The organism is Paenibacillus xanthanilyticus (assembly GCF_042682185.1).
Lineage (GTDB): Bacteria > Bacillota > Bacilli > Paenibacillales > Paenibacillaceae > Paenibacillus_Z > Paenibacillus_Z xanthanilyticus.
In genome coordinates, this window is record NZ_JBHUHA010000001.1 from 1,107,203 (window position 1) to 1,130,248 (window position 23,046).

Here is a 23,046-nt window from a genome sequence, read left to right on the forward strand (position 1 = left end):
AGCATTCCGCGACGAGAAAAAGAGGATGATGTATAAGTGTGAGACTTATAATATCCTAGATTTGAATGAAAGAGGTCCGCTTCATGCTGCTGCAACCGATTCGCAGACGTTATCTCGATATGCCGATCCGGCGCAAAATTTTGCTCTGGTTCATCCCGCTGCTCATCGTCACGATTACGGTGACCGGCGTCTTCGCCTTCCGGATCGCCACGCGCGAGATCATCACCAAGATGGCGGCCGAACAGCAGGCGACGGCCAAGCAGGCGATCGATCATCTCGATTACATCGCCCAGGACGCGATCGATATCTCGGATTACTTGTTCCTGACTCCGGAGATTCAGTCGCTGCTTCGCTCGGATGCCCGCAACAACGCGTACGTCTCGAACCAGACGATTATCGATATGATCAACCGGCTCATGGTCACCCGGCCCTACTTTCAATTCCTCACGATCTACTCCGACCGCTTCGCCCCGCTGCAGTTCAACAACAAGGGGCTGTCGTCGGCGCTGCCGTTCGAGGATTACCGCGCGATTTACGACTATGACGAGGTATTGAAGCGTCCTCAGATCGAAATGTGGAGCGTCGAGGTGCCAGGCCGGACAAAGACGATTTTCTACGGGGACATGAAGAAAAAGGTGCTGCTCACCAAGGTATTGAAGAACAATGTCACGTATGAGCCCGCCGGCATCCTGCTCCTGGGCATCGACGAGACCGACATCCGCGAAACCTACACGTCCGGGACGACCAGTCTGAAGATCGCGGTCATTAATACCGACGGTATGGTGCTCTCGGAGAGCACCGGGCAGACAGTCGGCACGCCCATGAGCGAGCTGCCGTACGTGAACGACGCGGCAAGCGGAATAAAAGAGCTCGAATCGTCCATCGATTCATCCAAGTGGGTTTTCGCCACCATGACCTCGAAGCTGACCGGCTGGCGCGTGCTGGTCGTCCAGCCGCGCAGCGAGCTGCTGGAGCAGATGAACCGGATCATGCTCGTCACGCTGCTCATCATCGCCGCGACCATCATCGTCAGCCTCTATGTCTCCTGGGCCGTAGCCGGCGTGATCACCCGACCGATCCGGCGCATCCTGCAATCGATGAAAAAATTTCAGAAAGGCCACTTCGACGAACGGGTCCAGCTCGCCGGCATGGACGAGATCGGACAGCTCGGCGCGGGCTATAACATTATGGTCGGGCGCGTGCGCGAGCTGGTCGACGACATGTACGCCGCCCAGCTGAAGCAGAAGGAAGCCGAGCTAAAGGTGCTGCAGTCGCAGATCAACCCGCATTTTCTATACAACACGCTCAATACGATCGCCTGGACGGCGGAGAAGAACGGCGACAAGGTCGTCGGCGAGATGATCTACGCGCTGTCCGCGATCTTCACCATCAGCTTGAGCCAAGGACGAGACACCATCGCGCTGGAGGACGAATTCAAGCTCGTCGAGCATTACTTGTTCCTGCAGCAGATGCGGTTCAAGGACCGCTTGTCATACGAGCTGGAATTGGACCCGCAGGCGGCGGAATTCCCGATCCCGAAGCTGCTGCTGCAGCCGCTGGTGGAGAATTCCGTCGTGCACGGCATCGAGCCGCTGACGGACGATCTTGGATACGTGCACGTGCGCGCTTCGGCAGGCGACCACGCGATCCAAGTCGAAATTACCGATAATGGCGTGGGCATCGCCCCGGATAAGCAGCGCGATATGCTGAAAGGCCTGCGCGAGGGCGGCATGAACCCCACCCGAAGCGGCCAAAGCTACGCGCTGTACAATATCGGAGAACGCATCCGAATGTTCTACGGCGACGGCGCGACGATCGATATCCAGAGCGAACCCGGTTCCGGCACGCGCGTCTGCCTCACGCTCCCTATTACGTTCACGAGGAGGTAACCGATATGCTCAAGCTGCTTATTGCCGAAGACGAGGAATTAACGAGGGACGGATTAACGTCGCTAATCGATTGGGAATCGCTCGGCGTGCGGGTTAGCGGGGTCGCCGCGAACGGCCTGGAGGCGCTGCGCCTGCTCGAAGCGGAACCGGCCGACCTGCTGTTGACGGATATCCGCATGCCGCTGGTGGACGGCCTGCAGCTGATCGGCCACATCCGCGAGCGTGGTCTGGACACGGAATGCGTCCTGCTCTCCGGCTACGGCGATTTCCAATACGCGCAGCGGGCCATGCGCCTTGGCGTGACGGAATTCCTCGTCAAGCCTTGCTCGCCGGACGAAATCAAGCGCGTCTTCCGCGACATCGCGGCCAAACGAACCGAGGAGAGGCGGCTATCCGAAGAGGTGCGCGGCTTGGAGCGCCAGCTGCACGTCAATCTCCCCCATGCCAAGACCCAGCTGTACCGGCAGTGGCTGAGCGGTCCCGCCCTGCCTGCGGAGAACCGTCGGGAGCAGCACCGCCACGCGGGGATGCCCATCGCCTTCGAACACGTCATCGTCATGGCGCTGCGCCTGGATGGCAAATCGCTAGAAAGCCTCAATTACACGCAGGCCGACGCGCATCTGCTCGCCGTTGCCGCCTCCAACGTGGTGCAAGAGACGTTGGAGCACGGCTTGCTGCAGCCCGTCGAAGTCGTCATGGAGAACGGCGCGCTGATCGTGATCACGAACGGCCTGTTCGAATGGCTCGGCGTCAAGCTGCAGGAAAGTCTGGACGCCGTGCAGTCAAACTTGAGCGCCTATCTCAAAGTAACGGCCAGCATCGGCGTAAGCGGCGCGCATGCCGATCTCGACCGGCTGCACGCCGCTTACGGCGAGGCGCTGGAGGCGCTCGAGCAGCGGTTCTTTCACGGTCCCGGGAGCTGCCATTACTACGAGAAGCTTCGTGCGCTCGGCACGCCGAGCCTGCCTGTGCATATCAACAGCGTGCAGCTGTTGAAGCTGGAGCAATCCGCCCTCGAGCATCTGCGCAGCGGCTTGTTCGCCGAGATGCTGGGCGACGCGGAGCAATGGCTGACCGTCTTCACCGCGGATTATCCGCATTCGCGCAAGCAGATCAACGACCGGGCGCTCTCCTTCTTGGGCCGCTTGATTCAAGCCGTGCCGCAGCAGCCGGCGGACGACGCCGGCTGGCTTCGCAGCTTCGAGCAGCTTCGGGAGCGGATGACGGACTTGGAGACGCTGGAGGATCTGACCGGGTTCGTCTACCGGACGATCCGTCAGATCGTCGAGCGGGTCAATCCGCAGAAGACGCCGAAGCGCAAGGTGCAGCAGGCGATCGATTTCATCGAGCTGCACTACAACGAGCACGGCTTGTCGCTCGCCGGCGTCGCCAAGGCGCTGTTCGTCTCGAGCACGTATTTGTCCACGCTGTTCAAGCAGGAGCTTGGGGTGAATTTCCTGGATTACGTGCACCAATACCGCATCGACAAAGCCAAGGCGCTGCTGCAGGCCGGCGATCGGAAGATCCAGTCCGTCGCACGGGAAGTCGGGTATTATGACGAGGCGCATTTTACGAAGACCTTCAAGAAGTGGACCGGTCTTCTCCCTTCCCAATACAAGCGGGAGACGAGCGGCTAGCGCAAATGCCGACCCTCGTCTCCATCGCGCTTCCTCCTTCGGACTCATGCCCGGATATTGGCAATTCTGGTATGCTCTTCACGCCTGATCCTTGACAGGCGGCAAAGGAGGAATAATCATGCAATATACGGCACTTGGCCGTTCCGGCCTGCTCGTGTCCAGACTCGCCTTCGGGGCGATGACGTTCGGTTCCGGCAACAACCCCAGCGTGTATAAAGTCGATCACGGCGGCGCTAAGCAGCTGATCGACCGCGCATTGGAAGCCGGCATCAATTTCTTCGATACGGCGGACGGGTACGCGGATGGCCAAAGCGAGGAAATGCTCGGCCTGCTGATCGGCTCTCGCCGTCAGTCGGTTGTGATCGCGACCAAGGCAGGCTTCCGCGTCGGGCCGTCGCTTGTGCAGGCCGGGCTGTCGCGCAAGCATCTGTTCGCCGCCTGCGAAGCGAGCTTGAAGCGGCTGAACACCGACTACATCGACCTTTACATCGTACATAAGACCGATCCCCATACGCCGCTGGAAGAGACGCTCGAAGCGCTGAACGATCTCGTACGCGAAGGCAAAGTCCGGTATATCGGCTATTCGAACTGGCCGGCATGGCTTGCCGCCCAAGCCCTGACGATGCAGCGCGAGCGCGGGTGGGCCTCCTTCATCAACGGCCAGCTCTACTACTCGCTCGTCGGCCGCGATATCGAGCATGAGACCGTCCCCTTCGCGGTGCGCAACGGCGTCGGTATTACCGTTTGGAGTCCGCTTGCGGGCGGATTCCTGAGCGGCAAATACACGCGCGAGAACCTGAAGGACGAGCAGAACCGGTTGGGCGGATTCGACTTCCTGCCGCACGACAAGGAGTGGGGATTCCGTGTGCTCGATACGGTTCGCGAAATCGCCGAAGAGCACGAAGCGACGCCCGCGCAAGTATCGCTTGCTTGGCTGCTGGCCCAGCCTCATGTGGCAAGCGTGCTCGTCGGATCGAGCAAATTGGCGCAGCTGGAGGACAATCTGCGTGCAGCCGAGCTGCGGCTGAGCGAAGCCAACGTCGCCAAGCTGAACGAATTATCCCGACCGGCCGCCCTCTATCCGAACTGGTTCATCGCGATGACGGACGACACGCAGGTCGCAGATGTGCTGCGGCGCTAATCTTGGCGTTTGGCACCTCTGTGAATGTCTCGTTAAGCATGGAAAAGCCGCGACGCCATGATGGCGACGCGGCTTTCTCGCGTTGAAGCTGGGGATGCGCGATCCGACGAACGGCTAGCGTTAAGCACGGTTCGGCTCGCGCTGCAGATCTCGGATGTCGCGCGTTCGGCAGCCGATCCTAAGATCAGCCGCCGTACCTAGGAAGGGTGTCCCCTCTTATAACGTTCTCGTCATAAAGACGCTGTATGGATCGAGTACATAATCCCCGAACGGACCACAGTAGTCAAAGCCGAATCGCTCGTACAGCTTGCGGGCGGGCTCGAAGCTCTCCTGCGAACCGGTCTCCAGGCTGATTCGCTTATAGCCGCGTTCCTTCGCCTGCGCCAGGATATGCTCCAGGATCTGTTTCGCCACGCCTTTGCGAAGATGCCGGCTGGCCGTGCGCATCGACTTCAGCTCGACATGCTCGCTGTCGAGCTCCTTGATCGCGCCGCAGCCGAGCAGCTCGCCGTTCTCCCAGGCGCTCCAGAACGTAATTTCGGGTTTCTTCAACCCTTCCAAATCCAAGGCGTGCACGCTCTCCGGAGGGGAACCCGCGAACATGTCGCGCAGATGCTCGTTCAGCAGGTCGGCCACTTCCGGGCCGTTCAAATCGTCAATGATAATGTTCAAGCTCTTCCACTCCTTCACTCTCCGCTTCTCTCAGTATACGCGATGAAGAAAGGGATAAAAATAGAAATCGACCTGAAAAGCGCTTCTCCTTTTATCCCCTGTCGAACCTCGAATCCTCCCGGTAACTCGCGAACTTGACTGGACAGTCGGACACCTAAGCCTTGTCCAATCGGCGGTGCCAACCAGGCTTAGGTGAATCGCGCCCTCTCTTTTCGGAAATACTGGTTATTCAGAGAAAGTACGGCAGATCGAAGCATGGAGGGCGGCATGATCCAACATTTGTTCAATAACTTCGCGGTCTTGACGATCGAGGTGCTGCTTGGCGGATGGCTGCTGCGCAAATTCACGGATGTCAGGCCGTTCATCCGTCGATTGTTCATCGGCGTGATCAGCGGGTCCATCGGCATTCTGCTCATGCTGTTCACGATTAATTTAAGCAACACCGTTCTCCTTGACGCGAGGCAGATCGCGATCATCATGGCCGCTAATTTCGGAGGTTTGCCCGCTTCCTTCATCACCGCCCTCATGATCGCGCTATTCCGCGTCTCGTACTTCGGCGTCAGCACAGCTGCCTACCTTGCAATGGCGAGCGCGTTCCTTATGGCCTTCGCCACAGGTTGGATCAGCACCAAGGTGCATCGCTATACGCTAAAATGGCTATTCATGATCGGCGCGACGTTGACGATCAGCGTCTTCACAATATATCTGCAGCTGCCCGAGCAAGCGCTGGAGGCGCTGCCAGCCTATGCTTTCTTCATCCTTGCCTGCGGCATATACAGCATGCTCGTCCTCGGCTTGCAGCAGCGGGTCAATGAAGAGCACCAGATTAAGACGGCGTTCACGTCGCTGGCGAAGGTGTATTACGAGACCAAGGACGCTTCGGAAATTTACGCCGCCACGTTGAAGCGCCTCATGGAGCTGTTCGGCGCGGAATTCGGCACCTTCTGCATCATTCAACAAGGACAGCTGCTGCTCGTCCTGCGCATCGAAGGCGGCCGGCAGGAGCGGATCAAACGCCTCGTGCCGGAGGACGCCCAAAGCCGGCAAGCGTTAAGAACCCGCAAATCGGTCTTCTATACGGATTGGAACCGACACCGTCCGCATAATCCCGAGGATGACGAGCTCTATCGGCAAGGCGTGCGCTCCTCCGCGCAAATTCCCTTCTTCCATGGGGATAAAGCGGTCGCGCTCGCCAATATCGGGGCTAGCAAAGCCGGCACGTTCTCGGTGGCGGACGAGATGGCATTCTCGTTCTTGAGTCCCCTCATCGGCATGGGCATCGCGCACAAGAACGCGGAAGCCAACTTTCAGATCATCAGCGAGGCGACGTCGGACGCCATCGTCATCGCCGACAAGGCTGGCCGAATCATACATTGGAACCGCGGCGCGGAGCGCATGTTCGGATACACAGCCGGGGAGGTCGCAGGCCAATCGCTGACGATGATCATGCCCGAACGCTATCGCCGGGCGCATGAAGAAGGATACGCGCGCGCGGCCGAATCCGGCACCTCCACGGTCATGAACAAGCTGATCGAAATGTACGGCTTGCGCAAGAACGGCACCGAGTTTCCGCTTGAACTAACCATTAACAACCATGACCGCACCGGCTTTACGCTGTTCATCGGGATAATTCGGGATGTTACGGTTCGAAAACTGGTGGAGAAAGAACTGCGGGAGAGCGAGCTGCGGCACCGCAGGCTGATCGAACTTAGTCCGGAGGCGATCGTCGTCGTGACGGTGGGCCGCATCGGCTTCGTCAACGCCCAAGCGCTTCGCCTCATCGGCGCCTCGGACGAGAATGACCTGATCGGGCGAGAAGTGCTCGATTTCGTGCACGAGGAAGACCGCGACGCGGTCCGGCATGCGCTGCAAAACGTGACGCTGGAGAGCGAGCCGCTCGAGAATTGGGATAGCCGCTACATTCGGATGGACGGCAGTCTCATCGACGTCGAGATTGCGGTCGCGGCGATCCCGTATCACGACCAAGTCGGCGTCATGCTCATCGTCCGCGATGTCACCGAACGCAAGCAAGCGCAGATGAAACTCGAAGCCGCCAACCAGCTGCTCACCGATTTGGCGGTGCGGGACGGATTGACGGGCATTGCGAACCGAAGGCATTTTGAAGAGCGCCTAACGGATGCATGGGCGCATGCGGTCCAGCATGAGACGACGGTGGCGCTCCTTCTATGCGATATCGATTTCTTCAAAAATTATAACGACACGTATGGGCACCCCGAAGGGGACCACTGCCTGAAGCAGGTCGCGCAAGCGCTCGAGCATGCGGCAGCAGCGGCCGGAGAAGGCGCGCTCGCCGCCCGGTACGGCGGCGAGGAATTCGTCCTGCTGCTGCCTCGCGGGAATCTGGAAGCAGCGCTGCGGGCCGCCGGCACCTTCCGCTTCGGCGTCGCGGAGCTGGCGATCCCGCATTCCACCTCGAATGCCGACGACTACGTTACGGTCAGCATCGGGGCCGCCAGTCTTCGGGCGGTTGCCGGACGCGATCCCGGCGACCTCGTCAATCTGGCAGACCGGATGCTGTACCGCGCCAAGCAGGAAGGCCGCAACCAGGTGATCGGGGCGGACTAAGCAGCGATTCAGGTCTATAAGCGGACGCCGGCGTCATGCAGGCGGGCCGCTTTTTTTGGCGAGTGAAGGAAAATTCTACTCATAAGCCGTTGCCCTCTTGCATCCGCGTCATATGGTAGTACTAGAATCCGACGATAGCAAGGGGATCGATGCCATGAATGACAGACTGCGAGAGCAGCTCGCGCAGTTAGGCGTATCCGTCGTGACATGCACGAATCGGGCCGCCTATATCGACAATCTCTTTAAGAATTTCGCAAGCCAGCGCCATGAGCGGAAAGAACTCATTTTGGTCGTAAACGATGACCAAATTCCGCTTGCCCCCTATATGAAAATCGCCCAAGCGATGGGCAATGTCCGCCTCTATCGGCAGCCCGGGAAACGATCGCTCGGCGCGTGCTTGAATTTCGCGGTACGGCAAGCCCGCTTCGGCTATGTGGCTAAGTTCGACGACGATGATTATTACGCTCCCTACTATTTGACCGAAGGACTGCTCACCTTCCGAGATTCCGGCGCAGACGTAATTGGCAAACGCTCCCACTATATGTATTTGAAAGGTTCTCGCACGCTCATTCACCGCTTTCCCCGAGACGAGCACCGTAAAGTCGCCGTGCTGCCCGGCGCCACGCTGATCATGAAGCGCAAAGTGGCCCTGCGCGTTCGTTTCCCCGATATTAGCGTCGGCGAGGATGACCTATTCTGCCTCCGCAGCCGCAGACTTGGTTACGTCGTCTATTCGGGCGGCAAATCCAATTTCGCGGCGGTCCGGCGCAAAAACTCGGTCCAGCACACCTGGGTGATCAGCGATAGCACGCTGCTGAAGCATCATAAACGGGTGCCCGGCGTCCGCAAATACAAACGGTTCGTGCAGCGCCGTCCCGAAGGCGTGGATTGAATGCGTCTCTCCCGTTCCAGCAGCTCGGCTCCGCCCGTCTCCGTCCTCGTCTGCACGAAGCGTCCGGCCTTATTGCGCAACTTGATCGACAACTACGCCCGGCAGCGTTACCCGTACAAAGAACTGGTCATCCTCATCAATCATGACGAAGAACCATTGGCCGACTATTACCGTGCCGCGCGCGATGACCGGACCATTCGCATTGCCGCGCTGCCGCCGGAAACCTCGCTCGGCGCTTGTCTGAATTACGCCGCAGGACTCGCGCGTTATGACTGGATCGCCAAATTCGACGACGACGACTATTACGCGCCGAACTACCTGTCGGAGAGCGTGGACACCATGCTGCGCACGAACGCGGATATCGTCGGCAAACGCGCGCACTATATGTATTTGAGCGGACGCGGCTTGCTGCTGCTTCGTTATCGCCGCATGGAGAACCGTCCTGTCGATCAGGTTCAAGGCGCGACGCTCCTCTTCAAACGGAGCGTGCTTCGCCGCATCCGATTCCGCGACGCGAACCGCGGCGAATGCGTGCGATTCTGCGCCGACGCGCGGGAGGCCGGCTATGCCGTCTACGCCGGCAGCCGCCATAACTTCGCCGCGGTCCGCCAAGCGGACCGCATGGCGCATACGTGGCGGGTGCGGGACCGGAAGCTGCTCTCGCAGAATGTCCGCAAGCTGAAAGTAACGGATTTTCGAAGTTTTGTAAGCAAGTAAAAGCGGCTTGTAACGCTGCCTATGCCGCACACTGACGAGGCATAGGCTTTTTTGCGACGCTTGATTGAAAGCCGGTCGAATGGGATAAGGTTAAAGTAGGATCGAATCGTCAGGAGGATGAACATGAAAGTACAAGCGTCGATCATCGTCGCGTTCTTGTTCGCGCTCATCATTGCGCTCTTCGCCGTCGTCAACGTGGAAGCCGTACCGGTCGACTATGTATGGGGGCAGTCGAACGTGCCGCTTATTTTGGTTATTATCGGGTCGGCGCTGTTCGGCGGACTCGCCGTCGGCCTCTTCGGCCTCGTGCGCCAATACCGGCTGACCCGCCGTATTCGGGCGTTGGAGAAGCAGGCTGCGGGGCTGCAAAGCTTTGAAGGCGATTACGTCCCTGCGGCGCAGGTCAAAGCAGCGTCTTCCGGTCCGCTGGACGAGCCGGATCGCACTCAAGAACGTTTGACGTAATAAGCGCCGTAGAGCGTCTACATCTGGCTATCCCATCGTGTCCCCCTTTGTTCGCGTTAGGCGTGCGGCCTATCGGTACAATAGGGGTTTTTGCCGTGGCGGCATCGGACGGCGAATAGGCAATAAACCATAACATTTTCCCCAAAGCCTGTCTCGTTTGCGCCGGTAGACACGTTATAATGAGGAGAGAAAGCAGCATTTTCCATTCTAAATCTCGGGAGTGAACCACGTATGGCTAAACCGATAGTCGGGTTGCAGTTGTATACGCTGCGCGATCAAACGGAGAAGGATTTTCTGGGCACGATACGTAAAGTGGCGGCAATGGGGTATCGGGCGGTGGAGTTTGCCGGGTATTTCAACACGCCCGCGGCAGAGTTGAAAGCGCTTTTAGAAGAATTGAACCTGGAGGCGCCATCCGCGCATGTCGGCTTGAACTTCAAGGAACCGGACAAGATGTGGAGCGATCTGGCCAAGCAAATCGACTATGCCAAGGAAATCGGTCTTACCTATATCGTCGTCCCCGCCGCGCCGGTGCCGGAAAGCCCGACGATCGAGGATGTGAAGCAGCTCGCTTCCATTTTGGAACAAGCCGGCAAGCAAGTGACCGAAGCGGGTCTGAAGTTCGGCTACCATAACCACGATTTCGAATTCCGTCTCGTCGAAGGCAAGCCGGTCATCGATCATTTGCTGGAACTGGTGCCGGCCGAATATTTGATCGCCGAGTTCGACTTGGGCTGGGTGCACGTCGCCGGTCACAACCCGGCCGAATACGTGAGCAAATACGCGGGACGCGTGCCGCTCGCCCACTTCAAGGATTTCGGCGACGGCCGCAAGGATACCGAAGTCGGCACGGGCACGGTCGACCTGAAGAGCGTCCTGGCGATCGCGGAGGACGCGGGCGTCCGGTATTACATCGTCGAGCAGGAAGAATTCGCTTCGTCGTCGCTGGAGAGCGCCGAGATTTGCTTGCGCTTCTTCCGCGAGAACGGCGTCCTGTAGGCGGGACGTCCGCGTAACAGCGCAGTTATTCGCTAGTATATGGATATATCGTCCGATAGAGCTGGCCGGTCATTGACCGTGCCAGCTTTTCATTTACATTCCTTTCGACTCCATGTCGCAGCACAGGCAAAAGAGCCCTTCACCAAGAAGGGCCCTTCGCTTCAATGCTTAGCTTTAATGCTTAGCTTTAATGCTTAGCTTCCTTGCGCGGCCAGCGCCGGCATCGGTTCCGGTCTCGCGCAGCTGCTCGCCATGATATAGTGTACGCCGTCGCGCGAAGCATCGTGGATGCCGTGCATCGCTTCAAGCACGTGGTACGCCATCTCGCCGCTGGCGCGGTGCGGGCGGTTCTCCGCGATGGCGCGGGCCATGTCCGCCACGCCGATGCCGCGGTTGTTGTGCGTGTAGCCGTGCGTCAGCGGGATCTCTTCCCAGTCGCCGCCCGCGCGGCGCAGCTTCACGGTGCCGCCGAAGTTGTTCGGATCCGGCACGAGCAGCGTCCCCGCGCTGCCATGAATCTCGATGTTCGGCAGCGACGTCCCCGCCTTCGCGTCGAAGCTCGTGATCAGCGTGCCGACCGCGCCGCTGGCAAAATCCAGCACGCCCGCAAGATGCGTCGGCGTCTCGACCTTAATCGTCTGCCCACGCTTCTTCTCGCTCGTGATCGTGCGCTCCGGGTACGTGATCACCGCGCTGCCGGTGACGCGACGGATCGGACCGAGCAGCGTCACGAACGCCGTCAAATAATACGGGCCCATATCGAACATCGGTCCGCCGCCGATCGCGTAATAGAACTCCGGATCCGGATGCCAGCTCTCGTGGCCGCCGCCCAGCATGAAGCCGGAGACCGAGACCGGCTGGCCGATCGCGCCTTCGTCGATCAGCTTGCGGCAGGTCTGAATGCCGCCGCCAAGGAACGTCTCGGGCGCGCTGGCCACGCGCAGTCCCTTCTCCGCCGCGAGCGCCAGCACCTCGCGGCCTTCCTCGCGGGTGACCGCAAGCGGCTTCTCGACGTAGACATGCTTCCCGGCTTCGAGCGCGCGCTTGCAGATCGAGGCGTGCGCCGCGGGAATCGTGAGATTCACGACGATCTCGATCTCCGGGTCAGCCAACAGCTCGTCGACCGTGTACGCCTTCGCGACGCCGTATTCCTCGGCACGCTCCCGCGCGCGCTCGATATCCAGATCGGCCGCGGCGACGAGATCGATCTCGGGGTACTCCAGCAAATTCTTAAAATAAATCCGGCTAATATTGCCGCAGCCGATAATGCCCGTCTTAATCGGTTTCATGCGTCAATTCCTCCATTCGCTTCTCGCGTACGCCCTTCGCTACCCTCTTGCCGCCCACAGAAATCCGCGCCGCATCAGTTCGAGCGTCTGCGGCATCGCCACGATGTTCGCCTGATGGCCGAGCGAGTTGTAATAGACGCGCCCGCTGCCCCACGTCTTGGTCCAGACGACCGGCATCGCCACATCGCCGAACGAAGTCGTCGCGTGCACCTTGATCGCCGGATCGACGTGCATGTAATACTGCTCCGAGCACACCTCGAAATCGCCGATCCCCGCCGTCAACGGTTCGTCCTCGCTCACCATGTTGACCATATACCGCACGCCGTCATTGCCCGGATGCGCCACCCATTGTCCGCCGACCATGTGCTGGAATTCGACTTCATTGCGGAACGAGTCGCCCATGCCGCCGTGACAGCCCGCGATGCCGCAGCCGGCGCTCACCGTGTCGAGCAGCGGCTTAAGCTGCTCCTTCGTGATCGTGCCCATCGTCCAGACCGGCACGATCAGATCCTGCTTCGCCATCAGCTCCGCATCCGCGAACGCGTCCAGCGAGTCGCTTACCGTCACGTCGAATGATTCCTTGCGTAGCACATCGGCGAAAATCTCGCCCACTTCCTTCGGCTGATGGCCGTCCCATCCGCCCCATACGATCAACGCATTCCGCATATCCGCATCTACCTGCTTTCCTCGAATTCGCTTAACGACACCCAGCGGCGCTCCGCGATGGAGCGGTCCACGGCTTCCAGCACGGCCTGGCACGCGACTCCGTCGACGAAGCTCGGCGAAGCCGGACGGTCCTCGGCAATGGCGTGCATCAACTCCAAGACCTCATGCGTGAACGTGTGCTCGTACCCGATCGTATGACCGGCCGGCCACCACGCATCCATGTAGGCATGCGACGCGTCGGTCGCCAGCACGCGACGGAAGCCCTGCACGTCATCCGCATCGTCCGTGAAATACACCTGCAGCTCGTTCACCCGCTCAAAATCGAACTTGATGCTGCCTTTGCTGCCGTTGATCTCGAACGCATTCGTACAGCGATGGCCGGCGGCGAACCGCGTCGCTTCGATGCTGCCCAGCGCGCCGTTCTCGAAGCGGGACAGGAACAGCGTCGCGTCGTCCACGGTAACCGCGCCGCGCGGCGCGTCCTTGTCGCCCTTGGCCGACAAGCCCGTCATCGCGGTCGGCATCGGCCGTTCCTTGACGAACGTCTCGCTCATGCCGATCACTTCGCGGAATTCGCCGACCAGGTAGCGGGCCAGATCGATGACGTGCGCGCCAAGGTCGCCATGGGAGCCGGAGCCGGCGATCTCCTTCTGCAGCCGCCAGACGAGCGGGAAGCTCGGATCGAGAATCCAGTCCTGCAGGAACCAGCCGCGGAAGTGGTAGATCTCTCCGATGCGGCCCTCGCTGATCAGCTTCTTCGCCAGCTGCACCGCCGGCGCGAACCGGTAATTGAAGCCGACCATATGCTTGACGCCCGCGGCTTCGGCCGCCTTCAGCATCTCCACGCTGTCGGACAGCGTAAGGGCAAGCGGCTTCTCGCAGAAAATATGCTTGCCTTCGGCGGCCGCGGCCAGCGCGATCTCCTTGTGCGCGTCGCTCGGGGCGTTGATATCGATCACATCGATATCGTCACGCTTCACCAGCTCGCGCCAGTCCGTCACGGCGCTCTCCCAGCCGAATTGCGCGCGCGCCGCTTCCAGCGCGTCCGCGTCGCGGCCGCAAATCGCTTTCATGACGGGTTTCGCCGCCGATTGCGGGAAGAACATCGGAAGCGCGCGGTACGCGTTGCTGTGCGCCTTGCCCATAAATTTATAGCCGACCATGCCGACGTTAACGGATTTCATTTGGCAGCTCCACCTTTCTTCTCCTTGGAAAATGGATGTGCATGAATGATTGATTCCTGCTTGTGCCCGAACGGAAACGCTGGACGTTAACCGCCCGACGATCCACGCGCGATCAGCTCGACCGGCAGCTTGAGCTCGAAGGACGAGGACGTCTCTCCCTTCGAGAGCGGAGCGAGCAATTGATGGGCGGCCTGGCTCCCCATCTCGTAGAAAGGCACCGCGACCGAGGACAGCATGGGCTCGGTCAGCTTCGCCCCTTCGGTATCGTCGCAGCCGACGAGACCATAATCGCGACCAGCGAGCAGCCCCTTCTCCTTCAACCCTTGCAGCACGCCGATCGCCATCCGGTCGCTGCCCGCCACAATCGCGTCCACCTCGCCCGAACGAAGGCGCTGCTCGATTTCGGCCGACAGCCGGTAACCGCTCGTTCGGCTGTAATTGCCGACCAGCACATGCCCCGGTTCGAACGCCGCACCGCGCTCCAGCAGCGCCTCTTGATACCCTTGCAGCCGATCCGCGCTGTTCGAATACGACGGAGGTCCGTTCAAGAACCAGATCCGGGAATAGCCACGATTCAGCAAATGATGGACCGCCGCCCGCGTCCCTTCGGCATGATCCGCGTCTACCGTGTTATAGCCGGCTCCCGCGAATCGCTGGCTCACCAGGCAAAATTGCCGGCCGGCCGCCGCAAGCTCCGCCAGCGCAAGCCGCTCGGGCTCGATGTCCTGCGCGCCGAGAATCAGACAGGCGTCGATCTTCTGGGCCTGGAACAAACGCTCGTATTCGCGCGGTTCATCGGGTTCGCGGAACAGAAGAAGCAGGTCGTAGCCGTGCCGCCTCGCCGCAGCGCCGATGCCGCTGAGCAGCTCCGAGAAGTAATGCGTGGAGAACAGATTCACCTTCGGCAGCAGCGGCAGGATGACGCCCAGATTCCCGCTGCGCTTGCGGGCGAAGCCCTGCGCGAGCGCGCTCGGCACGTAATTAAGCGCTTTCGCCGCCTCCATGACGCGTTCTCTCGTCTTCTCCTTGATCGGGCCGACGCCGTTCAGTACCCGGGATACGGTCGCCTCGGAGACGCCGGCGAGCCTGGCCACTTCTTTTCTGTTGATAGAGATTCCTCCGCCTTCGATATGCTGAATGATAAATATGTACGCGCGTACATTTTCGCATGCGCAAGAATTGTCTGTCAATAACCAAGTTGTCAAGGCGAAACGGCCGTCGCCGTCTTTTAGTCGAAATACAAGATGAATAAATAAACGTGAAACTATACATTCTTGTATTTCGCAAAAGCCCCTTCGCCTCGGTTCAAAGCACCTAAACGGCGCATTAAACCGATGGCGAAGAGGCCATCCACCATTGCGGAGCAGCTACAGCGAACCCGCGTTCGCCGTCGCCGCACTGCGTTCATTGATCGTCCACTTATCAGCTGGCAGCTTGATCGTCCGTCGCTTCCGCCGATTCCCCGGATTCGCGTCCTATGCCATAGGGCAGCTCGACCGACACCTCGCGCTTCGCTTCGGCAGACCGGAGTATCCCGTCGATGATCGCCTGCTGAATGACGATTTCGTCGGCCGGGATCGGCGCGGGACGTCCATCGCGGACGGCCTCCGCGAAATCTCTGATCTTCTCGAAGAATAGATCCAAATCATGGCCGATCAGCGGCACCTCGGTCGTCGTATGCCCGCCGAACTCATCGTGGAACAAGGTCATGCCGCCGATTTTGCCATCCCAGACGCCGGACCACGGCCCCGTCCCGAACGGCTGCACCTTCAGCCCCGCATCCGTGCCGAGGAACATCGTCGAGCCGAGCGAATCCATGTGCATCGCCCACGAAATTTTGAATTGGAGCACCATGTCATTCTCGAAACGCACCATCGCCGCGCCGAAATCCTCGACCTCGAACTGGTCGGCTTCCCGATGATAGAGCGGATTGCGGCCGAAATGGTTCGACGTGAACGCCGACACCGCCACCGGGCGCGGATGTCCCATCGTGTTCAGCGCCATGTCGAGCGAGTAGCAGCCGATGTCGGCCATCGCGCCGGCGCCGGCCAGCTCCTTGCGGATGAACGTGCCGCCCGGCATGCCGCGACGGCGTCCGCCGCCCGTCTCCGCGTAGTACACCTGCCCCAGACGTCCGCTCTGCACGATCCGCTGCAGCAGCTTCATGTTCGGGTCATACCGCGGCTGGAACCCGATGGACAGCATGCAGCCGGATTCGCGCGATGCTTCGACCATCTCGAGCCCTTCCTGGAGCGTGACCGACATGGGCTTCTCGAGCAGCACCTGCTTGCCCGCCCGGAGAGCGTCCACGGCGATCCGATGGTGAGAGGCGTTGGGCGTACAGATGCTGACCGCGTCGAGCTCTTGGCGGAGCAGCTCGGCATGGCTGTCGTACGCGGCTACATCGCCGAGGCCGTGACGCTCGATGAACGCGGCCGCGCGCCCGGGCACGATATCCGCGACGGCGACGACGTCGACGAAGGGCAGCTTGCGGTATGCGGCCGCATGCGCGCCCGCGATGCCTCCGCTGCCGATAATTCCGATTCTTACGTTGTTCATTCGGATGTCTCCTTCTGGAGGGGATTCGTTTTGGCCATCGCTTGGCGCTTGCGGTACGCGGCTGGCGTCAGGCCGAATTTCTTCTTGAAGACGGGGTACAAGTAGTTGACGTTGGCGTAGCCGTGCGCCTGCGCGATCGCGTCGATCGGCTTCGTGCTGACGGCAAGGTCCGAGCAGATGCGCGTCATTCGCATCTCTTCAAGCTCTTCCCGGAACGACAGACTCCCCTCCTGGACGAAAATCCGCTGCAGCTGCCGAGGGCTCACTCCGGCCGCCAGCGCGACTTCCTCCAGCGTGATCGGTCTAGAGGCGTTGTCCTCCATATATTGCTTCGCCTGCCGATACCGGTGGGCGTTCATGTCCCGCTCCGGGATCGACACGGTTTGCTCCGCCGGGGCGAACGGCCGGACGGCGCGAAGCAGGATTTGAATGATGGCGCTCTTCAGCGAGGTATAGAACCCGACGCGCTGCTCGTCATAGATGCGATACGCGTCCATGAAGCAGTTCATCGCGTTGAACCGGTCGGCGACGGGAATCGCGGAGGAGCTGCCAAGCAAGCGCACGCATTCCTCGGCTTCGCCGCGCTCGATCGTCTCGCCCCACGCCGCGCCGACCGCCGCCCCGCCTTCATCCAGCGGTTGAATGTCGACATGCAGGCAGAACTCGTACATCGGCTCTTCCTCATCGGACCACTGCTGATGCATGACCCCGGGGCCGGTAATGTAGAACATGCCCGCCTTCAGCTCGTATTCATGATGTTGGAACGCCACCTTCCCGCGCCCTTGCGGGATAAAATGCAGCTCGTACTCGGAATGTTGGTGGAACGAGATCGTCTGGCCCGGCGAGAAGGCGGTCAGATGGCAGCGCAGCACCCGGACGCCGTAACCGCCCCAACGGAATTGCAGGTCCAGCCGGTCCAGCACGTCCCATCTCCGGTTCGACCACAGCCGGGTGAACAAATCATATTGGCGCAGCTGCTCCTTCGCGGCCGCGATTCCGGGTTCCTCCTGCTTCTTCATCGCCTTCCCCCTCCTCCGACCGATCATGCAAAATGAGATATTCGCATGATCGATCAGCGTTTTATTTGATAGGGCTCTTTATTGCTCGAGTTCGTCCAACCTTACGGACCGGCCGGATTGGGCGGACCGATTCGCCGCTTCCATCAGTGCGGTCAAATCGCGGGCGAACGTCAGGTTCTCCTCGGCTTCCGTCCCGTGCTGAATGTGCGCGATCCATTGTTGGAACGCCATCGGCTCGCGGTCGCCCACCGGCACTTCTTCCCAGCCCTCTTGATTGCTGACCAGAAGCTTGTTCTCCGGCAATCCGTACAATAAGGTTCCCTTCGTGCCGTGAAGCTCGATCGAGAACGGCGAACGGTCATTCACGAAGCCCGCTTCGACGACGCCAATCGCGCCATTCGCGCAGCCGAGCAGCACGATCGCGTTGTCCTCGACCTCTTTGCCCGTCACATACCCATATTGCGCGCTTACCTGCTCGGGCTGGCCGAGGAACAGACGGACGAGATACATCGGATGACAGCCCAGATCGATCATGGCGCCGCCCGCGGTCTCGCTCTTGTTATAGAAATGCGCCGGCAGCCAGTTCGCGGTCGCCCCGTTGTGGGATAAGCGCACGCGCGCCTGCGTCAGCGTCCCGAGTCGGCCCGATTCCAGCACGCCGCGTATTGCAACGGTATAGGCATCGTACAGTCTCGGCAGCGAGACAGCCATGCGGACCCCGGCCTTCTCGACTTCGCTCCGCACTTCATTCACTTCCCGCAGCGTCGGCGCGATCACTTTCTCCGTGAAAATATGCTTGCCCGCCCGGGCCGCCTGCACCATAATGTCGCGGTGCTTCGTGGTCGGCGCATCGATGACGACGGCGTCGATATCGTCGCGGCCGAGCAGTTCCTCGAGCGACGAGACGAACGGCGCGCCGTATTTCTCGGCCATCCGCTTCCCGCGTTCGGCGTCTTCGTCCCAGATCGCGGCCAGCTCGCTGTCCGGATGGTTCAAGATTGCTTGCGTGTATTCTTCTGCATGCACATGCCAATAACTGATTTTCCCGATTCGAATCATGGTTGGCTCGCCCCTATCTATGAATGTACGACATCACCGTTAAGGTATCACAGGTTCGGCTTTAATGTTATGCATGAACGCGCCACTTCAACTATAAATTTACGACATTATCCTTTCTTCTGCTTGCGGACGCCAATCTCCTTCTGTCGTAATTTTATAGTCCGGATTGCGCGTAATCGTAATAGTCGCATCGCATGCGCTATGCTACATTGGGAGTGACCAACGAGCATGACAGCGCTTTACCAAACAAAACTAACTAAGGGGATGGGAAGGACATGACTCAAACCTTTCGAATTGGCATTATCGGCTGCGGGGGCATCGCCAACGGCAAGCATCTGCCGAGCTTAAGCAAGCTGCCCAATGCGCAGCTGGTCGCGTTCTGCGACATCGTCTCCGAACGCGCGGAGCAAGCCCGCGAGAAGTACGGTACGGATGACGCCGCGGTCTACGCGCAGTATACGGAATTGCTGCAGGACGAGACGATCGAGATCGTCCATGTCTGTACGCCGAACGACTCCCACGCCGAGATCGCGATCGCGGCGCTCGAAGCCGGCAAGCACGTGATGTGCGAGAAGCCGATGGCCAAGACCGCGGCGGACGCCAAGCGAATGGTCGAAGCGGCCAAGCGGACCGGCAAGAAGCTGACGATCGGCTATAACAACCGGTACCGGCCGGACAGCCTCCATTTGAAGCGGCTTTGCGAAGAAGGCGCGCTCGGCGACATCTACTTTGCGAAAGCGCATGCCGTGCGCCGCAGAGCGGTGCCGACTTGGGGCGTGTTCCTCGACGAAGAAAAGCAAGGCGGCGGACCGCTGATCGACATCGGCACCCACGCGCTGGACTTGACGTTGTGGATGCTCGACAACTACAAGCCGAAGCTCGTGCTCGGGACCTCCTATCACAAGCTGTCGCAGCGCGAGAACGCCGCTAACGCTTGGGGCCCTTGGGATCCGGCCAAGTTCACGGTCGAAGACTCCGCCTTCGGCATGATCGTCATGGAGAACGGCGCCACCATCATGCTCGAGTCGAGCTGGGCGCTCAATACGCTGGAGGTCGACGAAGCCAAGTGTACGCTGAGCGGCACCGAAGCCGGCGCCGATATGAAGAACGGGCTTCGCATCAACGGCGAGCAGCACAGCCGCCTGTACGTGACCGAAGTCGACCTGAAAGCCGGCGGCGTGGCGTTCTATTCCGGCAAAGCGGAGGATGCGGCGGACGTCGAGATGCGCATGTGGCTGCAGGCGATCGAACAGGATACCGACCCGATCGTGACGCCCGAGCAGGCCTACGTCGTCTCCCAAATCCTCGAGGCGCTCTATGAATCCGCGCGCACGGGCGAAGCGGTGTATTTGAACCAAGCTTAGAACGCGATTGACGGCGCGGCATAGCTGCCCCCGTTAACTTATGGGATAGTACGGATTTGCGACACGTTTCGACCGTGACAGCGACAGGGTTGTCACTATCGAACCGATTGCATCGCGTCCAAGACAACTAAGATCAGTCGCTGGTTGTTCGCCGATCGCAGCGGGAAGCGAGTGCAAATGAGCTGATGAATCAGAGGAGCCCTTCGTCATCTTCGATGGCATGGGGGGGGCTCCTCTTCGTCGGTTAATGCGTCGCGCCTTCAATTCTTAATCGCGCTGAGGCACGGCAAGAGCTATAATGAATGCGTATACATTGCAGACCGCAAACAAGCGCACAGATGCCATCATGTCTATTGGCCATGCTTTGTTTGTGCGCAGGCATGCTTTCCATATCTAATTTATAGTCCGCCTCGTTGCGGATTCTCTCTATCGCTCTTATGCAAGACGAGTCCGATTTTGCGAAAGGTGAAGGTCCGATGACATACCCCAAGGAGCTGCGCGAGCATACCCGTTTGGACGAGAAGACGCATCCCGTCCAGTTCTTCTTCAACCGCTGTCCGAATGCGAAAGACGGCCAACAAATCCTCTTTCTGCATTGGCACGAGCACTTCGAGATCATCGTCATGCAGCAGGGCGCGGGCGTGTTCCATATCGACAGCCAGCCTTACGAAGCCGTCCCCGGCGACGTGTTGATCGTGCCGGCCGGCGGTCTTCACGTCGGTTACAGCTCCTGCGAGGGCGATGTGGCCTTCCTCTCCATCGTGTTCAACAGCGCCTTGTTTCAGCATTGGGTCCATGATCCGATCCATGCCCAATACGTGCTTCCCTTCCTGGAAGGGCGCGTCCACTACCCCGTGAAGCCCTCCGCCTCGAATCCGGACGTGATGCGGCATTACGGCCTGCTCGATCAAGCCGCGGCCGAGTTCGCGTCCAAGGAGCCCGGTTACCTCCTGATCGTCAAGGCACAGCTGCACATGCTGCTCACCCACCTGTCGCGCGCGTTCCTGCCGCTGCAGCTGCCGGAATTTCGAGCTCGGCCGTTCATCCATAATCGAGAGAGATTCAAAGCGCTAATTCTTGATCTCGAAACCCGCTATGCGGACAAGCATTCCGCGGCCGACGCCGCCCGCGCGATGAACATGAGCCTGCACCATTTCTGCAAAATGTTCAAAAAGCTCACCGGCCGCACCTTTATCGAATACGTCCACGTATGCAAGGTCAACGAAGCCGAAAGGCTCCTGCTGGAATCGGATCTGACGATGACCGAGATCGCGGAGCAGATCGGCTGCGACAACCCGAACTACTTCACGAAACTGTTCAAACAATACAAGGGTGTCGCGCCGTCTCTTTTGCGCAAATCAAACCACTCGCCAAAATAAGGAATTTCCACCCATAAATATGGAACCTAGGTCTCTAGTCCGACACCCGGTGATTCGATATGCTGATATGGTTGTATGACCAAATCTTTCCTATGCCACCGATTAGGAGTGTGTATCATGAAGAAGAAGTGGATCATTGCCGGGGCTGCCGGCCTCTTCCTGTTAAGCACCAGCGCAGGCGTTTATGCAGGTTCCAATTTGCAGCAGATCAAGGCGTTCCTCGATCCGTCGATGAAGTTCCTGGTGAACGGCAAACCGTTCCAGCCGCAGAACGACAAAGGCGCGGCGCTTGCCCCGATCTCCTACAACGGCAGCACGTATCTGCCGGTTCGGGCGATCTCGAACGCGCTCGGCGTCAGCATCGAATATAACGGCGCGACGAATACCGTCATTCTGGGCGAGAAGCTCGCCGGCGTACCGATCGCCGATAGCTATAGCAACAGCAGCGGTCGTCGGACGAAAGATCCTCAATCCACCAGCTACAACGGCAAAGACTACAAGGACGTCCACTTCAACAACTTGAACGGCGCGCGCTCGGACGGATTCATGCTGTACCCGAAAGGCAAATACCAGAAGCTCGTGCTGCAAGCCGCCGCGATCGGGGAGGACATCGAGGAATTCTTCGTCTCCGACAGCGATACCGACGTGAAGCTGAAGAGCGATTCCATCGCGGTCGCCGACGGTCTCAAGACCTACGAGATCGACATTAGCGGCTACGAATCGCTGTTTGTTCATGCGAAGATCAAGGATGGCGGCAGCTTCTTCGTGCCGCTGACGACCTCGTACTTTAAATAAGGGACAAGCCATTCGCGCGATTAGCCTTAACTTGTCCGCAAGCCCGACGAAAAGCCGCTCCGTTCACAACGGAATGCGGCTTTTCGTCATGGATGAAGGGCGAACCGAAAGTCCGTACGCAGCCTCCGCCAGTTCCACTAGGGCCACTACGCAACCGTTAGTAACCACATCCGCATGTGCATCCAAGCAAACGCCTGCCCTGCCGCATACCGTATACCAAAACGCGGGGAGTGATCGGGATGGTGAATATTGCGCATGGCACGACCCGGGGCGCTGCCCGGAAACGAAACGGTCGCCGCGAGACTCGTACGGAAAGCGGCATCCGCGACGACCGATTTCCGTCTGTTCGCGCAAGCCGTAAACAGAACTTGAATGCCGAGTCAAGTCAGTCAGCCCCCGCCTCCGGAAAGGCGAATGCCAAGCGCGGCGACCAAACAGCCAAAAGCGTCACCCGTCTGGCCGCCTCCCTGCTCCCTTGGTACAAGAAGCTGGCTAGCGACAAAGCGTATGCCTGGTCGATCTATCTGGCCGCGATGAAAGGCGACGCCGACGAGCTTCGCGACCTCGTCACGCCCGAAGTGAAGCATGACGGCGTGCTCTCATTTACGGCGACGCCGGGCCGAATCATCGTCAGTCTGCGGCTTCGAGGGGCGATGTTCTCGAATCGGTTCGACGTGAAATAACAAATCGCAACTTAAAAAGCCGCTAACGCCTCCCTTTCCCAAGACGGCGTT

At 59.7% G+C, this 23,046-nt stretch carries 20 protein-coding genes; 12 read left to right on the forward strand and 8 right to left on the reverse strand.

The genetic code is table 11. From position 1 onward, the window contains the following. The first annotated feature begins 83 nt into the window (after positions 1 to 83). From ACFSKT_RS04660 to ACFSKT_RS04670, 3 genes are all read left to right on the forward strand, one after another. On the forward strand, positions 84 to 1,889 hold the full coding sequence (locus tag ACFSKT_RS04660) for a sensor histidine kinase (RefSeq protein ID WP_377718890.1): 1,806 nt from the start codon (positions 84 to 86) through the stop codon (positions 1,887 to 1,889). A gap of 5 nt (positions 1,890 to 1,894) precedes the next feature. Further along, positions 1,895 to 3,526, forward strand: a complete 1,632-nt coding sequence (locus ACFSKT_RS04665) for a response regulator (RefSeq protein ID WP_377718891.1) — start codon at positions 1,895 to 1,897, stop codon at positions 3,524 to 3,526. Between the two features lie 118 nt (positions 3,527 to 3,644). Next, positions 3,645 to 4,667, forward strand: coding sequence for an aldo/keto reductase (locus tag ACFSKT_RS04670; RefSeq protein WP_377718892.1), 1,023 nt, complete (start codon positions 3,645 to 3,647; stop codon positions 4,665 to 4,667). Positions 4,668 to 4,883: 216 nt separating this feature from the next. Here the strand turns inward: ACFSKT_RS04670 and ACFSKT_RS04675 are convergent, their stop codons facing one another. Then, positions 4,884 to 5,339 (reverse strand): GNAT family N-acetyltransferase, encoded by a 456-nt coding sequence (locus ACFSKT_RS04675; protein WP_377718893.1) that lies wholly within the window; start codon positions 5,337 to 5,339, stop codon positions 4,884 to 4,886. A gap of 267 nt (positions 5,340 to 5,606) precedes the next feature. On the opposite strand from ACFSKT_RS04675, the gene ACFSKT_RS04680 reads away from it, so the two are divergent. From ACFSKT_RS04680 to ACFSKT_RS04700, 5 genes are all read left to right on the forward strand, one after another. Further along, on the forward strand, positions 5,607 to 7,925 hold the full coding sequence (locus ACFSKT_RS04680; protein ID WP_377718894.1) for a diguanylate cyclase domain-containing protein: 2,319 nt from the start codon (positions 5,607 to 5,609) through the stop codon (positions 7,923 to 7,925). Between the two features lie 154 nt (positions 7,926 to 8,079). Next, positions 8,080 to 8,817 carry a glycosyltransferase family 2 protein gene (locus tag ACFSKT_RS04685; RefSeq protein ID WP_377718895.1) on the forward strand — a complete coding sequence of 246 codons (738 nt, stop codon included), beginning with the start codon at positions 8,080 to 8,082 and terminating at the stop codon, positions 8,815 to 8,817. Further along, on the forward strand, positions 8,818 to 9,534 hold the full coding sequence (locus ACFSKT_RS04690; RefSeq protein ID WP_377718896.1) for a glycosyltransferase family 2 protein: 717 nt from the start codon (positions 8,818 to 8,820) through the stop codon (positions 9,532 to 9,534). It begins immediately after the preceding gene. A 123-nt stretch (positions 9,535 to 9,657) separates the two neighbouring features. Beyond that, on the forward strand, positions 9,658 to 9,999 hold the full coding sequence (locus ACFSKT_RS04695; RefSeq protein WP_377718897.1) for a LapA family protein: 342 nt from the start codon (positions 9,658 to 9,660) through the stop codon (positions 9,997 to 9,999). Positions 10,000 to 10,230: 231 nt separating this feature from the next. After that, on the forward strand, positions 10,231 to 10,998 hold the full coding sequence (locus ACFSKT_RS04700; RefSeq protein WP_377718898.1) for a sugar phosphate isomerase/epimerase family protein: 768 nt from the start codon (positions 10,231 to 10,233) through the stop codon (positions 10,996 to 10,998). A gap of 194 nt (positions 10,999 to 11,192) precedes the next feature. Here the strand turns inward: ACFSKT_RS04700 and ACFSKT_RS04705 are convergent, their stop codons facing one another. The 7 genes from ACFSKT_RS04705 to ACFSKT_RS04735 form a co-directional block, all read right to left on the reverse strand. Further along, positions 11,193 to 12,287 (reverse strand): Gfo/Idh/MocA family protein, encoded by a 1,095-nt coding sequence (locus ACFSKT_RS04705; RefSeq protein WP_377718899.1) that lies wholly within the window; start codon positions 12,285 to 12,287, stop codon positions 11,193 to 11,195. A gap of 39 nt (positions 12,288 to 12,326) precedes the next feature. After that, positions 12,327 to 12,953 (reverse strand): ThuA domain-containing protein, encoded by a 627-nt coding sequence (locus ACFSKT_RS04710; RefSeq protein ID WP_377718900.1) that lies wholly within the window; start codon positions 12,951 to 12,953, stop codon positions 12,327 to 12,329. Between the two features lie 8 nt (positions 12,954 to 12,961). After that, positions 12,962 to 14,137 (reverse strand): Gfo/Idh/MocA family protein, encoded by a 1,176-nt coding sequence (locus tag ACFSKT_RS04715; protein WP_377718901.1) that lies wholly within the window; start codon positions 14,135 to 14,137, stop codon positions 12,962 to 12,964. A gap of 86 nt (positions 14,138 to 14,223) precedes the next feature. Then, a complete protein-coding gene (locus ACFSKT_RS04720) occupies positions 14,224 to 15,231 on the reverse strand; it encodes a LacI family DNA-binding transcriptional regulator (protein ID WP_377718902.1) in 1,008 nt (335 codons plus the stop codon). A gap of 328 nt (positions 15,232 to 15,559) precedes the next feature. Next, positions 15,560 to 16,696 (reverse strand): Gfo/Idh/MocA family protein, encoded by a 1,137-nt coding sequence (locus ACFSKT_RS04725; RefSeq protein WP_377718903.1) that lies wholly within the window; start codon positions 16,694 to 16,696, stop codon positions 15,560 to 15,562. After that, on the reverse strand, positions 16,693 to 17,715 hold the full coding sequence (locus tag ACFSKT_RS04730) for an AraC family transcriptional regulator (protein WP_377718904.1): 1,023 nt from the start codon (positions 17,713 to 17,715) through the stop codon (positions 16,693 to 16,695). Before ACFSKT_RS04730 ends, ACFSKT_RS04725 begins: the two co-directional genes overlap by 4 nt. A 78-nt stretch (positions 17,716 to 17,793) precedes the next feature. Continuing rightward, positions 17,794 to 18,774, reverse strand: coding sequence for a Gfo/Idh/MocA family protein (locus tag ACFSKT_RS04735; protein ID WP_377718905.1), 981 nt, complete (start codon positions 18,772 to 18,774; stop codon positions 17,794 to 17,796). Positions 18,775 to 19,049: 275 nt separating this feature from the next. On the opposite strand from ACFSKT_RS04735, the gene ACFSKT_RS04740 reads away from it, so the two are divergent. The 4 genes from ACFSKT_RS04740 (at position 19,050) to ACFSKT_RS04755 (ending at position 22,995) form a co-directional block, all read left to right on the forward strand. Then, positions 19,050 to 20,138: a Gfo/Idh/MocA family protein gene (locus tag ACFSKT_RS04740; RefSeq protein ID WP_377718906.1), complete on the forward strand. Its 1,089-nt coding sequence runs from the start codon at positions 19,050 to 19,052 to the stop codon at positions 20,136 to 20,138. Positions 20,139 to 20,614: 476 nt separating this feature from the next. Beyond that, positions 20,615 to 21,517 (forward strand): helix-turn-helix transcriptional regulator, encoded by a 903-nt coding sequence (locus ACFSKT_RS04745; RefSeq protein ID WP_377718907.1) that lies wholly within the window; start codon positions 20,615 to 20,617, stop codon positions 21,515 to 21,517. A 117-nt stretch (positions 21,518 to 21,634) separates the two neighbouring features. Continuing rightward, positions 21,635 to 22,312 (forward strand): stalk domain-containing protein, encoded by a 678-nt coding sequence (locus ACFSKT_RS04750; RefSeq protein WP_377718908.1) that lies wholly within the window; start codon positions 21,635 to 21,637, stop codon positions 22,310 to 22,312. 239 nt (positions 22,313 to 22,551) lie between these two features. Then, entirely contained in the window at positions 22,552 to 22,995 is a 444-nt protein-coding gene (locus ACFSKT_RS04755) for a hypothetical protein (protein ID WP_377718909.1), read from the forward strand. The last annotated feature ends 51 nt before the right edge of the window (positions 22,996 to 23,046 follow it).

Bases quoted from the DNA above. Each gene is read 5' to 3' on its own strand.
- ACFSKT_RS04680 (WP_377718894.1), top strand. From the start codon at position 5,607: ATGATCCAACATTTGTTCAATAACTTCGCGGTCTTGACGATCGAGGTG.
- ACFSKT_RS04740 (WP_377718906.1), top strand. From the start codon at position 19,050: ATGACTCAAACCTTTCGAATTGGCATTATCGGCTGCGGGGGCATCGCC.
- ACFSKT_RS04755 (WP_377718909.1), top strand. From the start codon at position 22,552: ATGGTGAATATTGCGCATGGCACGACCCGGGGCGCTGCCCGGAAACGA.
- ACFSKT_RS04725 (WP_377718903.1), bottom strand. From the start codon at position 16,696: ATGAACAACGTAAGAATCGGAATTATCGGCAGCGGAGGCATCGCGGGC.
- ACFSKT_RS04660 (WP_377718890.1), top strand. From the start codon at position 84: ATGCTGCTGCAACCGATTCGCAGACGTTATCTCGATATGCCGATCCGG.
- ACFSKT_RS04690 (WP_377718896.1), top strand. From the start codon at position 8,818: ATGCGTCTCTCCCGTTCCAGCAGCTCGGCTCCGCCCGTCTCCGTCCTC.
- ACFSKT_RS04745 (WP_377718907.1), top strand. From the start codon at position 20,615: ATGACATACCCCAAGGAGCTGCGCGAGCATACCCGTTTGGACGAGAAG.
- ACFSKT_RS04700 (WP_377718898.1), top strand. From the start codon at position 10,231: ATGGCTAAACCGATAGTCGGGTTGCAGTTGTATACGCTGCGCGATCAA.
- ACFSKT_RS04665 (WP_377718891.1), top strand. From the start codon at position 1,895: ATGCTCAAGCTGCTTATTGCCGAAGACGAGGAATTAACGAGGGACGGA.
- ACFSKT_RS04685 (WP_377718895.1), top strand. From the start codon at position 8,080: ATGAATGACAGACTGCGAGAGCAGCTCGCGCAGTTAGGCGTATCCGTC.
- ACFSKT_RS04705 (WP_377718899.1), bottom strand. From the start codon at position 12,287: ATGAAACCGATTAAGACGGGCATTATCGGCTGCGGCAATATTAGCCGG.
- ACFSKT_RS04750 (WP_377718908.1), top strand. From the start codon at position 21,635: ATGAAGAAGAAGTGGATCATTGCCGGGGCTGCCGGCCTCTTCCTGTTA.
- ACFSKT_RS04715 (WP_377718901.1), bottom strand. From the start codon at position 14,137: ATGAAATCCGTTAACGTCGGCATGGTCGGCTATAAATTTATGGGCAAG.
- ACFSKT_RS04730 (WP_377718904.1), bottom strand. From the start codon at position 17,715: ATGAAGAAGCAGGAGGAACCCGGAATCGCGGCCGCGAAGGAGCAGCTG.
- ACFSKT_RS04710 (WP_377718900.1), bottom strand. From the start codon at position 12,953: ATGCGGAATGCGTTGATCGTATGGGGCGGATGGGACGGCCATCAGCCG.
- ACFSKT_RS04695 (WP_377718897.1), top strand. From the start codon at position 9,658: ATGAAAGTACAAGCGTCGATCATCGTCGCGTTCTTGTTCGCGCTCATC.
- ACFSKT_RS04735 (WP_377718905.1), bottom strand. From the start codon at position 18,774: ATGATTCGAATCGGGAAAATCAGTTATTGGCATGTGCATGCAGAAGAA.
- ACFSKT_RS04670 (WP_377718892.1), top strand. From the start codon at position 3,645: ATGCAATATACGGCACTTGGCCGTTCCGGCCTGCTCGTGTCCAGACTC.